We start from the raw sequence: 13,597 nt of genomic DNA on the forward strand, positions 1-13,597 counted from the left end.
GAGGTACCAGCCGCCGAGGCCGAAATCCGTGAAGAAGTCGGTGAAATGGACGAAGCCCGGCGTCCACACCCCGCGCATCCTGCCGGCGGCGCTGTCCAGGCTGAAGAAGACCGCCGCCGCGAGCAGCAGCCAGGCAAACACCCAGACCAGCCAGGGAATTTCGGGATAGCGTGCCGCGCGCAAGGCAAAGCGCCTCCTCACGATGCGGAACGTGTCGAGGAAGTTGCCGAGCGAGCGACGGTAAAGCTTGGGCGGGCTAGAGAGCATGGCTGGGCGCGAGCTTATAGGGGCATTCGAGGGCCGACGCCATTCCTCACTTGGCGACCCGGTAGAGGCCGAGCGCCAGCTTGTCACCCGACGAATAGTTGAGGCCGTCAATCTCGGCGAGACGGTTTGCCGATTTGCCCTGGGCCGCCAGCAATTCGTTCAGCTTCTGCTCGTCCTTGACCGATGCCAGTCCCATCGCGCAGGCGGGATCGGCCAGCAGGTGCTTCGCGACGCCGTCGACATCGGTGAGCACGGTCCTGGTTCCGACCAGGAAGACGAGGCTCGGCTCATGGTACTGGGCGGAGGCGAGCACGGTGGTGTCGCATGGCCGGTTGGCGTCGACCGCGACCTTGATCGCCGGGCTTAGCCAGATCGGCTTCAGCGATGGCGCGATGACGCCGAACAGCAGCGAAAAGGTGATGCCGGCGCAGATGGCGATGGCACCGATGCGGCCGAGCGGCACCTGCAGCTTGCGCGGGAAGGCCAGGTAACCGGCTGCCAGCGCGGCGAGTGCGGCGGGAATGCTCCACCACGAAAACGTCCTGGCGAGATAGATCGGCGCGCCGATGCAGACGACGGCAAGGCCTATGCTGACCACAGCAACGCCGAAAGCGGTCGCCCACCACAGCCAGCTTTGCCAGCGCTTCAACGGTGCGTTGGCCTCCTCAGGCTTCAATGTCAGCAGCCAGCCGATCAGCAGCGCCATGCCGGGATAGGCCGGCATGACATAGTGCGGCAGCTTGGTCGGGATCGCCTCGAAGACCAGCCAGAACGGGATGTACCAGGCGAGGCAGAAGCGCAGGCGCGGGTCATCCCAGAAGCGGTTGATCGCCTGCAGCCCGGCGCCGACCGCGATCAGGCCGAACGGCCACATGAACAGCGAATAGGTCAGCATGTAGAAGCCGGGCGGCAGGCCATGCGATTCCTCGCCCTGCGCTACCTTGGTCAGCATGTCCTTGCCGACCGCCTCCTGGAAAAAGGCGCCGCCGCTTTTCCAGCTGATCAGAAGTATCCACGGCAGCACGATAGCGAGCACGATGGCGACGCCGCGGGCGATCTTCAGCTTGAGGAGCCAGCGCCAGTCGCGATCGAAGGCGAACAGCGCGGCGGCCGTCAGCAGCGACAACAGTGGCGCCACCGGGCCCTTGATGAGGATGCCAAGTCCCTGCGCGATCCAGAAGATCCACGGCAGATGGCCGGCGACCGGCTCGTTGCGGCGCGCGGCGAGATAGACCTGCGCCAGCGCGCCCTGGGCGGCCACGCAGCAGGCAAGCAGCATGGCGTCGGTCTTGGCGTCGCGACCCTCGAAGGCGGTGGCGAAGATCGCCGCCATCATCAGGCCGGCGGCGAGACCGGCATTGGCACCGAACAGTTTCGTGCCCGTCCAGCCGATGCCGACGACGGCAAGCGCGATACCCAGCATCGAGACCAGGCGATAGACCCAGATCGGCGCGGCTGCCCCCTCGCCGCTCAGCGCGACCGCCGCCGACTGTAGCCAGTAGATGCCGATCGGCTTCTTGTAGCGCGTGACGTCCTGCAGACGGATATCGACATAGTCGGCGGTCTCGACCATCTGCTTGGTCGCCTGGACGAAACGGGACTCGTCGCGGTCGATCGGGGGAAGGCTGGCGAGGCCGCTGACGGTCATCACCAGGCTGAACAGAAAGAGGATAATGTAGTTTCTGTTCATCGCGGGAGCTTCCGGATCTCGATTTGCGGGATGGTGCCCCGTCGCGGCGCCTGGGCGCGGCGCCTCATTACGCCAGCCACTGGCACGAGGCAAGAAGTGGCCCTCTCTCCAGGGCAATAGCTTCAATCCAGTGATGGTTTCCGACTTTGTGGCTGAGAACACCAACTGTCGAAGTCGGCGCCGCCCCTCATCGCCCTGCCGGGCACTTCTCCCCGTATAGTGACGGGGAGAAGGGGCTGGCCGCAATGTTGGCGCCCTTCTCCCACTGCTGGCGAGTCGCGAAACCAGTGATGACAGCCCCCTCTCCCCGTCACTATACGGGGAGAGGATGCCGGCAGGCAGGTGAGGGGCGGCGCCAGCGCTCGGCGGACGGGCGATGGAGGCAAATTCGACCTGCCCTGCCAATCTCTCGCACGCGGCGCGGGAGTGGGAGGCTAACAGTCGCAAAACCGGAAACCACTTTCGCTGATCGCCGGTCTTTGCCTGGTGGGCGGTCGGACGCAAAACCGGAAACCACTTTTGCTGATCGCCGGTCTTTGCCTGGTGGGCGGTCGGACGCAAAACCGGAAACCACTTTTGCTGATCGCCGGTCTTTGCCTGGTGGGCGATCGGACGCAAAACCGGAAACCACTTTTGCTGATCGCCCACTGATGCTAAACGCGCGCCTTCATGTCACGCTCGGCCTGGCGGCCGGGCGATCTCCGGGAAAGCAAAAATGTCCGCCTTCAAGTCCGACTTCCTGCGCACGATGAGCGAGCGCGGCTTCATCCACCAGACCTCGGATGATGCCGGCCTCGACCAGCTTTTCGCCAGGGAGACGGTGAGCGCCTATATCGGCTTCGATGCGACCGCGAAGAGCCTGCATGCCGGATCGCTGATCCAGATCATGATGCTGCACTGGCTGCAGCAGACCGGCCACCGGCCGATCGCGCTGATGGGCGGCGGCACCTCGATGATCGGCGATCCCTCGTTCAAGGACGAGGCCCGCAAGCTTTTGACGCCGCAGGACATCGAGGACAATCTGGCCGGCATCCGCCGCAACTTCGCGCCCTACCTCAAATTCGGAAGCGGCGCCGGCGACGCCGTCATGATCAACAATGCCGACTGGCTGATGGAGATCAACTACGTCAACTTCCTGCGCGACGTCGGCCGGCATTTCTCGGTCAATCGCATGCTCGCGTTCGATTCCGTGAAGCTGCGCCTCGACCGCGAGCAGTCGCTGTCGTTCCTCGAATTCAACTACATGATCCTGCAGGCATACGACTTCGTCGAACTCTACAAGCGTCTCGGCTGCCGCCTGCAGATGGGCGGCTCCGACCAGTGGGGCAACATCGTCAACGGCATCGACCTCGGCCATCGCATGGAGAACGCGCAGCTTTACGCGCTGACCACGCCGCTGCTCACCACCTCGTCGGGCGCCAAGATGGGCAAGTCTGCGTCGGGCGCGGTCTGGCTCGACGGCGACATGCTGTCGCCCTACGAGTTCTGGCAGTACTGGCGCAACACCGAGGACGCAGATGTCAGCCGCTTCCTGAAACTCTATACGACGCTGCCGCTCGACGAGGTCGCGCGGCTCGAAAAGCTCGGCGGCGCCGAGATCAACGAGGCGAAGAAGATCCTCGCCACCGAGATCACCGCCATGCTGCATGGCCGCGAGGCGGCGGAAACGGCGAGCGAAACCGCGCGCAAGACCTTCGAGGAAGGCGCGCTCGCCGACACACTGCCCAGCGTCGAAGTCGGCAAGGCCGCGCTCGAAGCCGGCATCGGCATCCTGTCGCTGCTGGTCACCGCCGGGCTCGCCGCCTCCAATGGCGAGGCGCGGCGTCATGTCCAGGGCGGCGCCGTGCGCCTCAACGACCAGCCGGTCGCGGACGACCGCCGGACTGTGACGCTTCAGGATTTGAGTCCGGAAAACGTCGTAAAGCTTTCAGTTGGCAAGAAAAAACACGTCCTGGCGCGGCCGGTGTGACGCGCCGCCTCAGCGGTATTCGAAGATCGACCTGAATATTCCGGGAGCGATTACCGAAAGCGGGTTGATGTCGAGGCTCGGCTTGTTGGCATTGCCTCTCAGCCGGAAAGTGACGCCGATCAGGCCGCGATCCCGGCCGTTTCCGAGCAGCGGGCCGAACAGCGGCAGTTCGCCGAAGATGCGGTTCAGCCCATAGACCGGCATGAAGGTGCCGGTCATGTCCATGTTGTTGTTCTGGTCGTAGAGCGTACCTTGGAAGGTGGTGCCGATGCGCTCGCCGCGCAGCACCCCGTTCGCCAGCTTCAGATAGCCGGCGCCCTTGTCGATCTCGGCGTAGCCGCGCTCGAACTTGACCCTGGACGTATCAATATCGGCCTTGACCGCCTGGTTCAGGCTGCGCGTGTCGCCGGTCGGCGTGGTCGACACGATCGAGGCGAGCTTCGGCTCGTTGACGACGAAGAAGTTGGTGGCATCGACCTGACCCTTCATCGGCCCGTCGCTGGTGCCCGCCATCGACAGCGTGATCGAGCCACCCTCCATATGCTCGTAGACATTGAGGAAGCGCAGTATGGCGCCGGCGTCGGCCGACTTCATGCTGAGCGCCCGCCTGCCGTCGGCGGTCGTGTTGCGGATGGTAATGGCCGCGCCGGAGCTCGCCGTCGCGCTGACCTCGAGGCCGTTCACCCGGGAACCCGCGGCGCTGTAGTTCAGCTTGAGGTTGGACAGCACCTCGTCATGGAAACCGGTCAGCGAACCGACATCGGCGTCGACGGAAATCGCGTCGGTGCCGGTGGTCTTGGTGGCGGTGTCGACATCGGAGGTGAACTGCTTGATCAGCGAGCGTGCATCGAGCGCCTCGCCGCTGACATCGACGGCATAGCCCTTGCCCGACCGCTTCACCGTCACCGCGACGTCGTCGCCCCTGTTCAGGGCGACCTTGCTGAAGCGGGCCGAAGACAAGGCGCCATTGACCAGCGTGACGTCGCCGTCGATGGAGAAACTCTTTCCGTCGAGGTCGAAATCGGAGAGCGTCGTGGTGCCGCCGGACTTGGTCATTGCAAATGTGACCTTGGCGGGGACGCCGGCGCCCTTGCTCCAGCCAGCCCAGGGGATATCGAGCCTGGCGCTGGTGAGATCAGCCGAGACGTTCTGTTCGTCGCCGTCGCTCTTGTCGATCGCCACCTTGATGGTCCCCGAAAGCAGCGGCGACAGGCCGGGCATGGCGGTGGCGCGCGTCTTGTCGTCGAGCACGAGCTCGACCTTGCGACTGGGCGGTGGCCCGTCATCGGCAAGCGGCTCGACGATGTCCAGCTCGGCCGGAATGCCGTTCAGCCGCGCCTTGGCCGAGATCACCGCCTGTTTCGGCTCGACGGTGATCGAGCCGTCGGCCTCCGTCACGGTCTGGTCCTCGAACGGCTTGGCGAGCGACAGGTCCTTGTAGTCCAGCGTTACCAGCCAGTTGAGCTTCGAAGTGTCGACGCCAGACGTCAGCGGAATATCGGCCTTGACGTGGCCTGTGACCGTGCCGGTGAGATCCTCCGGCGACAGGCCGACATGGCGCATGGCGTTGATCGGCTCGTAGGAGGCGAGCTCGGCGATCGCCTGCGCCTCGCCGGCGACGTCGATGTCCAGCGCGCCGATCACCGGCGAGTGGTTGGCCTGCTTGACCGTCAGCGTGCCGTCGCTGGCCGCCACGGTGCGGCCGCTGGCCATGTAGACGCTGCCCGACGACAGCGCGATGTCGACATCGTTGCCGCGGAAGGAAACGACGCCGACCGCGTCACGGATCGGCGGGATGCGGCCGGCCGTGTCGAAGCGCGAACCCTCGACCTGGAAGCGGCCGAACACCTCGTCGGCGGACAGCGGGACGCCGTTGCCGAGCCGCCCCGGCACGACCTGGAACTGCAGGGTAGCGTCGACTACGCGACCGCCGAACAGATTGCTCAGCACCCACAGGCGGGCGTTGCGGGCGGAGAACCAGGGCCACAATTGCTTGACATGCGAGACCGGCATGTCGTGGATGTTGAGAGAGAGAGAGATGCCCGGCGGGCCATTGTCGATGAAGGTGACCGAGGCCGTGCCCAGCACCTCGCTGGAAGATCCCGAGCGGACGCCGATCTTCTCGGCGATGAGCTTGTTGCTCTTCGGCTGATAGACCCCGGCGATGCGAGCCACGAAATCGAGTGCCGGCTCGGGCGACTCCGACGGAGAGAGCTTCGAGCCGTCGCTGGTCAGGTCGTAGCGATAGGCGGGCTCCTCGCCAGCGGTTGCCGGCTTTGGTCCGATCGAGCCGGCGAAGTCGAAGGTCGAGCGGCCGGTCTTGAGCAGAAGGCGGGTGACATCGATCTTGTTGGCGCCGGCGACAAGGGTGGCATTGGCGTCGACGTCGGCGGGCAATTGCCCGCGCGAGCCGAGATCGAGCACGGAGCCTGCCAGCGACAGCGAGGCCGTCAGACGCGACTTCGTCTCCGCTGCTCCTTCCACCCCCGTCAATTTCAAGGTGACGGCGCCCAATTTGCCACCGGTCCCTGCTCCAGCGTCGGCGGCGAGACTGACGTTGGCGTCCAGCGCCGTGACCCGCCCGGTCGCAGTATCGCGGGCGGCGGAGGCGGCGATGGTGAGCGCGCGACCATCGACATCGGCGTCGTAGGAGGCCTGCATGCTGCCGGAGCCGGTCTGCAGGACAGTGGCATTGGCCACGGTGACCCGCTTGACCGGACCGGTGTCCGACAGAACGAACTCGACATTGCGCAGATCGACCTGGCGAATCGAATCCTCGCGCACGGCATCGAGGGCGTGGTTGACATTGGCGAAGACCGCGGCAACCGCCTTGTCCGGATCAACCAGGCCATCCGCGTTGCGAAGCGACGCCGTCCAGTCGCCGCCAGTGGATGGCATCGCCGCCAGCATGAAATGCGCGTCGGAAATCCGGGCGCTGGTCAGGCGCACCTCGCCCGAGAGCAGCGGGATCAGCCGGATACCGAAGCGGACACGGCCGGCATCGGCGATCGGCTTGCCGCCGGCGGTCTTCAGGCTGACGTCGCTCACCTGCAAGGCAATGAAGCTCGACCCGTCGAGCGTCAGCCGCGCCGGGCCGACGGCGACATCGACATCGAAGCCGGCCAGTTTCTCGATGGCGGTTTCCGCCGCGGCGCGAAGCCGCTCGGTGCCGATGCCCGACGTGCCGAGCACATAGACCGCGGCAGCGGCCAGCAGCACCAGAGCGCTGAACCCGGCGACCACGCGAGCAAGGATGCGGAAGCCTCGGCCTATCCTGGCGCGGCCGAGCGGCGGCACGGTGCAAGCAGAGGGGAAAGTCCCCAGGTCGGTGATCTCGTCACGCCTGAACCTGATCTTCTCGTGCTGCGGTTCTTCCTGATCCACGCAATCTTCCGTTGTAGCGAACTCGATCGTGGACGAATCCCCGTCTGACACTATATCGATGCGGCTTCGCGCGTAACCTCAAACAAGGGCAGCGACATGGCCGATCTCGACGTAGGCGATCTTGCGCCGCAATTCGATCTTCCACGCGACGGTGGCGGGTCGCTCAGCCTCGCCGCATTGCTGGGAAAGCCTGTTGTACTTTATTTCTATCCGCAGGACGACACCACGAGCTGCACCAATGAGGCGATCAGCTTTTCGCAATTGAAGCCGGACTTCGAGAAGGCCGGCGCCGTGGTCATAGGGCTGTCCCCCGACAGCACCAAGAAGCACGACAAATTCAAGCAGAAATATGACCTTACCGTCGATCTGGTGGCCGATGAGGAGCGCAAGGTGATCGAGGCCTACCGTCTGTGGGTCGAGAAGACGATGTATGGTCGCAAATATATGGGCGTCGAGCGCGCGACTTTCCTGATCGGCGAGGACGGGCGCATCGCCAGGATCTGGCGGCAGGTCCGCGTCAAGGGTCACGCCGAAGAGGTGCTGGAGGCGGTGCGCGCGCTCTGAGGCATGCTCGACGGTCTTCCTTCGCCGCAACCTGTTACCCGTCCTGCGGGCATTGGTTACCGACACATTTCGGCCCGGCAAAGCTTTGTTAACCCTAATAATGTGTAATCAGGCTCTTCGTGGCGTCACAACGAAAGCTTGGTCCCGTGAACCCAACCGGTCAGTCTGCGGTCTTCGGTAAACGCAAGGAGCCCCATACGGTCATCATCGCCCGGGGCAATGAAATCAGGCACTTCACCATCCGCCCCTGGCTCGCCGCCTTTCTCGGCTCGGCGCTGGCAGCGGTTGTCATCGGCTATCTGCTTGCCACCTCCTACCTGGTGCTGCGCGATGACCTGATCGGGGCGACGACGGCCAGGCAGGCGCGCATGCAGCAGGCCTATGAAGACCGCATATCGGCGCTTCGCGCCCAGGTCGACCGCATCACCAGCCGCCAGCTCCTCGACCAGCAGCTGATGGAAACCAAGGTGAGCGAGCTTCTGGAGCGCCAGACCCAGCTCAGCCAGCGTCACGGCCGCCTTGGCCCGATCCTGGAGCGCGCTGAAAGCGAAGTCGGGGCCGCGTCCGCCGCCGATGGCGCCGCGGCGGCCAAGCCGGACGAGCGCGCCGAGGTGATCGGCGCCCAGTCAACCTATTCGATCGCCAGCCTCGGTGCCGGCGACACAAGACCGTTCTCATTGTGGTCGACACGCTCCGATCCGCTGCCCAGCGATTCGGCCGCCGACCGCGCCGACAGGCTGTTCGTGTCGATCAACCAGTCGCTCAAGGCAATCGAGAGCGAGCAACTCAGCCGCGTCACCACACTCGCCGACAATGCCTACAAGAACGCCGACGCCATCACCCAGGCGCTCGCGGCCGCCGGCCTGCCGGTCGACAGCGATTTCGGCAAGGACAGCGATGTCGGCGGCCCGCTGATCCCGCTCAACGCATCGACGATGTTCGATAGCAAGGTCAAGGAACTGGACGAGGCGCTGGATGCGCTCGACCATTTGAAGAAGGAAGCGCGGCGGCTGCCGCTCGCCAACCCCGCCCCCGGTCATTCGGTCACCAGCCCGTTCGGCGTGCGCACCGACCCGATCCTCGGCACCGCGGCCTTGCATTCGGGCATGGATTTCAGGGCGCCGATGGGCATGCCCGCCAAGGTCACGGCGCCCGGCGTGGTCACCAAGGCCGGCTGGAACGGCGGCTATGGCCGCATGGTCGAGGTCGACCATGGCAATGGCTTCGCCACGCGCTACGGGCACTTGAGCGAGATCGACGTCACGGTCGGCCAGAAGCTCGCAGCCGGCGATATGATCGGCAAGACCGGCAGCAGCGGCCGTTCGACCGGCCCGCATCTCCACTACGAAGTACGCCACAATGGCGAAGCGGTCGACCCGCTGCGCTTCCTGACCGTCGGCAAGAAGGTCGCGCAGTATCTTTAGCCGTCCGCCGATCCTCCTTGTGCCGACAGAAACATCGTTGCTGCCGAAACCAGTGTGAGCGCACCGACCTTCAGGGCCGCCTCATCGACGCGAAACCTGGCATGGTGGAGCGGAAAGACCGATCCGACGTCCTCGTTGCGGATGCCGAGCCGGAAATAGACCGACGGAATTCTCTCGCTGTAATAGGCAAAATCGTCGGCAATGCTCCACCCAGGCATGTTCAGCGCATTCTCCGCGCCGATGCTGGCCTTGGCGCCGGCAAGGATCAGTTCGGCCATCTCGGCATCGTTGACGACTCCGGGCTCGCCGCGATGGATGTCGAGCTTCACCTTCGCGCCGTGGCTGGCCGCGACACCCTCCAGCACCTCGCGAACCCGGCGCCAGGCGCGCTCGCGAGTAGCGTCATTGCCGCTGCGGATGGTGCCTTTCAAAGCGACTTTGCCGGCCGTGACATTGTAGGCGTTGCCGCCATTGATGGCGGTCACCGAAATGACCAGCGGATCGAAAGGATTGGTCTCGCGCGAGACGATCTTCTGCAGTTCGCTCACCATGGAGCAGGCGACAGTCAACGCATCGATGCCTTCATAGGGTTTTGCCGCATGCGCGGCCGATCCCGTAACCAGGACATCGAACGTGTCGCAGGCCAGCGTGTAGGGACCAGAACCGACGGCGACCTTGCCCGACGGCGTATAAGGATCGACGTGGACGCAGAGCGCGGCATCGATGTCGTCGAGATGCCCTTCCGCCACCACTCGTTTGCCGCCCGACGGCTCGTCCTCCTCGGCCGGCTGGAAGATCAGGCGGACGGTGCCGCCGAAACTGTCGCGCGTCCGATGCAGATGGGCGGCCACCGCAAACCCCATCGCGGCATGGGCATCGTGACCGCAGGCATGCATTACGCCGGGATTGACCGACGCGAAGTCGACGCCGGACTCCTCCTCGATCGGCAAGGCATCGATATCGGCACGAATGGCGATTTTGCGGTTCGACGGCCGGCCGGTACCGACAATATCGACGGCAAGACCGTAGCCGGCGACGGCGCGGATATTCTCGATCCCCTGCCCGGCGAGCATCTCCCGCAAATAACTTTGCGTTGCCGCTTCGCGGTTCGAAAGCTCCGGATGGCGATGCAAATGCCGGCGAACCTCGATCATCCGGTCGAGAATTCCGCCGTCGATGCTGATCGGGGCGGCAATCGCGCTATCCTCAGGGTTTGACATGGATTTCTCGCGGGAACCTGGTCAGGGTCTCGTTGCCGGTTTCGGTTATCAGGATGGTCTCGCTGATCTCGATGCCCCAGCCATCCATCCACATGCCGAGAATGGAATGAACGACGTTGCCGGGTTGAAGCACCGTCTTGTCGCCGGGCCTCAGGCTGATCGTGTGTTCGCCCCAATCCGGCGGATAGGCGACGCCGATGGAATAGCCGATGCGCGATTCCTTCTTCAGTCCGTAGCGTTGAATGACCTTGCGCCAGGCGGCTTCCACCGCTTCGGCGGTGGTTCCGGGCCTCGCCGCCTCGAGCACCGCGTCCATGCCCTCGATCACCGCCTTTGCCGTGTCCGCGACATTTGTCGGCGTCTTGCCGAGCTGCAGGGTTCTTGCGAGCCCGGCAGCATAGCGACGGCAGACCCCGGCGAGTTCGAGCGCGATCGTCTCGTCTTCGCCGAACCGCCTGTCGCTCCACATGATGTGCGGAGCCGAAGCGTTCTCGCCGCCGAGGATGGTTGGAGGAAGAGCGGTGATGTCGCCGGCGAAGTCCGGGCTGCCGGCGATCTGCGCCGCCTGGATGGCGGCGATCGCGTCGCATTCGCGAACGTCTGGCGCGATGACCTCGTAGGCCCGCGCGACCGCCGCCTCGGCCAGTCTCGATGCCTTGCGCAAGTAATCGATCTCGGGCGCCGATTTGACGGCGCGGATCCAGTTCACCAGGAGATCGGCGTCATGCCATCTGGCATTGGGCAGTCCGGCGACGAGCCGGGCATGCGCTTTCGGCGAAAAGTAATAGGCTTCGAGCTCGATGCCGATGTGACGATTGCCCCAGCCCTTGGCGACGATCCAGCCTGCTATCCAGTCCATGGGATGCCGATCGGCGCGCTGGACATGGTCCTCCGGGAAGCCGACAACGTTCTCGGGCTTCATCCAGGCGGTGAGCAGGCCGCCGGCGGCATCCATGGCGCGGCCGATCCAGACCGGCTCGATCTCCTCGATCGGAACCAGCACCATTTGCGGCGTGTAGAACGACCAGCCGTCATAGCCGGTGATGTAGTGCTGGTTGGCAACGTCGTTGACGATCAGGACCTCGATACCGCGCCTTGCCATCTCGGCGCGGATCTTGCGAAGCCGCTTGAGGTACTCGTCGCGCTTGAACGGCAGTTCGATCATTTTTTCTCCATGCCCTGCTGGATCAACGGCCTGAGGCGAGCCACCGCCTACCCCTTGAAATGGATTTGACCTGGCGGCAATCAGCCAAGCCGGTGCGTGGACAGGGCACAGGCCCGACATGCCCGGTAATTTTCCGGTCGCTCCCGGAAGGTCGTTGACTCGGGCTAAGTTGTAGGATGATATGTATCACCCGATATCCAGACATCACAGCTCATGACCGTTCACCGCCTTTCGCCGGAAATCCTCAGCGCCATGGAAGGCGCTGTCGGACCGAGCGGTGTCGCCATCTCAGGCTCCGACATGGCTAAATATCTCGGCGACTGGTCGGGCGATCATCGCGGCGGAGCACTTGCCGTGCTGAAGCCGGCATCGGCCGCCGAGGTCCAGGCCGTGGTTCGGCTCTGCGGCGCGCTTGGCCTCGGCATCATCCCGCAAGGCGGCAACACCGGACTGGTGGCAGGCGCGATCGACATCGAGGCGCGTGGCGCTGTGGTGATCAGCCTGGAGCGGCTGAACCGCATCCGCCTCGTCGACGCCGACAACTTCGTGCTGCAGGCCGATGCCGGCTGCGTCCTGCAGGCGATCAAGGACGCCAGCGAGGCGCATGACTGCCTGTTCCCGTTGGCGCTCGGCGCCCAGGGCAGCTGCCAGATCGGCGGCAATGCGGCGAGCAATGCCGGCGGCGTCAACGTCTTGCGCTACGGCATGGCGCGTGACCTCATCCTCGGCCTTGAAGTGGTGTTGCCCGACGGCGAGCTGTGGGACGGCTTCTCCGGTCTGCGCAAGGACAATCGCGGCTATGACCTGAAGCAGCTTTTCATCGGCTCGGAGGGCACGCTCGGCATCATCACCGGCGTCGAGCTGAAACTGTTTCCGAGGCCGGCCCGCATAGAGACCGCTATCTCGGCCTTGCCTCCTTCGAAGCGGCCGTCGCGCTGTTCCGGCAAGCGCGCCGGGCCACCGCCGACCTGATCTCGGCCTTCGAGATCATTGGCTCGGAATGCATCGATCTCGCGCGCCTGGTCGACGCCGATCTCTTGTCGCCTGTCGAGGCTCCGGTTCATGTGCTGATGGAGCTTTCCGCCAGTGCCGCTGTCGACCTGCGTGCCTTGCTGGTCGATTTCCTCGCCGGCGCCATGGAGAGCGGCCTGGTCGCAGAAGCCCTGCTTGCCGATAGCGATGGCCACGCCAAGGCATTCTGGGCGATCCGCGAGGGGCTGGTCGAGGGCCAGGCAAAGCGCGGCTACCATGTGCGCACCGACCTTTCGGTGCGGATCTCGGACATTCCTGCGCTCGTCGACCAGGCGCGCCACTTCGTGGCGCTGGAGCATCCCGGCTGGCTGCCGCAGGCCTACGGCCATGCCGGCGACGGCAACATCCATTTCAACGTCCTGCCGCCGGAAGGCCTGGCCGTAGGCGAGGCGCGCGCCCGGGGCGCCGACATCACCGCCGGTCTCTACCGCATCGCCAATTCGCTCGGCGGCTCGATCAGCGCCGAGCACGGCATCGGCCGCAGCCGCCATCGCGCCTTCTGGGCCGGGCTGGCGCCCGCCCATCGCCGCCTCGTCACCACGCTGAAACAGGCGCTCGACCCTGAGGGCCTGATGAACCCCGGCTGCCTGCTGCCGCCAAAGGAGACCGTTCCATGAAGCAAAGACTGGCCGCCATCGGCACCGTCGAAACGCTGCCGCACCGCGTCGCTGCCTTCCTCAGCCGCGAGATCGAATCGGGCGAGCTCAACCCCGGCACACGGCTGCCGACCGAACAGGAGCTTTCGGAAAAGTTCGGCGTCAGCCGCAACGTGGTGCGCGAGGCGATCGCCCAGCTTCGCGCCGACGGCATGATCGAGGCCCGGCAAGGTGTCGGCGCCTTCGTGCTGGCGCCGGAGCAGCGCGCCTCGATCCGCATCGACGG

The 13,597-nt window shown here is 65.0% G+C and carries 10 protein-coding genes and 1 pseudogene; 6 read left to right on the plus strand and 5 right to left on the minus strand.

Features of this window, described 5'->3' with window-relative positions; genetic code table 11:
- Positions 1 to 267 (minus strand): annotated as a pseudogene (locus tag EN738_RS15155) (phosphoesterase); the annotation flags it as partial.
- A gap of 46 nt (positions 268 to 313) precedes the next feature.
- Positions 314 to 1,957: a glycosyltransferase family 39 protein gene (locus tag EN738_RS15160; protein ID WP_127284394.1), complete on the minus strand. Its 1,644-nt coding sequence runs from the start codon at positions 1,955 to 1,957 to the stop codon at positions 314 to 316.
- Positions 1,958 to 2,672: 715 nt separating this feature from the next.
- Between EN738_RS15160 and tyrS the strand changes: the two genes are divergently transcribed.
- Positions 2,673 to 3,926, plus strand: coding sequence for a tyrosine--tRNA ligase (gene tyrS, locus EN738_RS15170; RefSeq protein WP_127284395.1), 1,254 nt, complete (start codon positions 2,673 to 2,675; stop codon positions 3,924 to 3,926).
- A 9-nt stretch (positions 3,927 to 3,935) separates the two neighbouring features.
- On the opposite strand, the gene EN738_RS15175 is transcribed toward tyrS, so the two are convergent.
- Positions 3,936 to 7,310 (minus strand): DUF3971 domain-containing protein, encoded by a 3,375-nt coding sequence (locus tag EN738_RS15175; RefSeq protein WP_127284396.1) that lies wholly within the window; start codon positions 7,308 to 7,310, stop codon positions 3,936 to 3,938.
- A 96-nt stretch (positions 7,311 to 7,406) separates the two neighbouring features.
- Here EN738_RS15175 and EN738_RS15180 point away from each other — a divergent pair, with 96 nt between their 5' ends.
- Entirely contained in the window at positions 7,407 to 7,874 is a 468-nt protein-coding gene (locus EN738_RS15180; protein ID WP_127284397.1) for a peroxiredoxin, read from the plus strand.
- 146 nt (positions 7,875 to 8,020) lie between these two features.
- Entirely contained in the window at positions 8,021 to 9,298 is a 1,278-nt protein-coding gene (locus EN738_RS15185; RefSeq protein WP_127284398.1) for a M23 family metallopeptidase, read from the plus strand.
- Here EN738_RS15185 and EN738_RS15190 read toward each other — a convergent pair.
- Both EN738_RS15190 and EN738_RS15195 read right to left on the minus strand, forming a co-directional pair.
- Positions 9,295 to 10,518, minus strand: a complete 1,224-nt coding sequence (locus EN738_RS15190; RefSeq protein ID WP_127284399.1) for an amidohydrolase — start codon at positions 10,516 to 10,518, stop codon at positions 9,295 to 9,297. The two genes, EN738_RS15185 and EN738_RS15190, sit on opposite strands and share 4 nt — an antisense overlap.
- Positions 10,505 to 11,683, minus strand: a complete 1,179-nt coding sequence (locus EN738_RS15195) for a M24 family metallopeptidase (RefSeq protein WP_127284400.1) — start codon at positions 11,681 to 11,683, stop codon at positions 10,505 to 10,507. The genes EN738_RS15190 and EN738_RS15195 overlap by 14 nt, the downstream gene beginning before the upstream one ends.
- Positions 11,684 to 11,896: 213 nt before the next feature.
- Between EN738_RS15195 and EN738_RS36290 the strand changes: the two genes are divergently transcribed.
- The 3 genes from EN738_RS36290 to EN738_RS36300 all read left to right on the plus strand — a co-directional run.
- Positions 11,897 to 12,655 carry an FAD-binding oxidoreductase gene (locus EN738_RS36290; protein WP_245494537.1) on the plus strand — a complete coding sequence of 253 codons (759 nt, stop codon included), beginning with the start codon at positions 11,897 to 11,899 and terminating at the stop codon, positions 12,653 to 12,655.
- Positions 12,619 to 13,332 carry an FAD-binding oxidoreductase gene (locus EN738_RS36295; protein ID WP_245494550.1) on the plus strand — a complete coding sequence of 238 codons (714 nt, stop codon included), beginning with the start codon at positions 12,619 to 12,621 and terminating at the stop codon, positions 13,330 to 13,332. Before EN738_RS36290 ends, EN738_RS36295 begins: the two co-directional genes overlap by 37 nt.
- Positions 13,329 to 13,597, plus strand: a 269-nt coding sequence (locus EN738_RS36300; protein ID WP_245494544.1) for a GntR family transcriptional regulator, incomplete at its 3' end; no start/stop codon positions are given. The genes EN738_RS36295 and EN738_RS36300, both read left to right, overlap by 4 nt.

It is taken from the genome of Mesorhizobium sp. M4B.F.Ca.ET.017.02.2.1, assembly GCF_003998955.1.
Lineage (GTDB): Bacteria > Pseudomonadota > Alphaproteobacteria > Rhizobiales > Rhizobiaceae > Mesorhizobium > Mesorhizobium abyssinicae.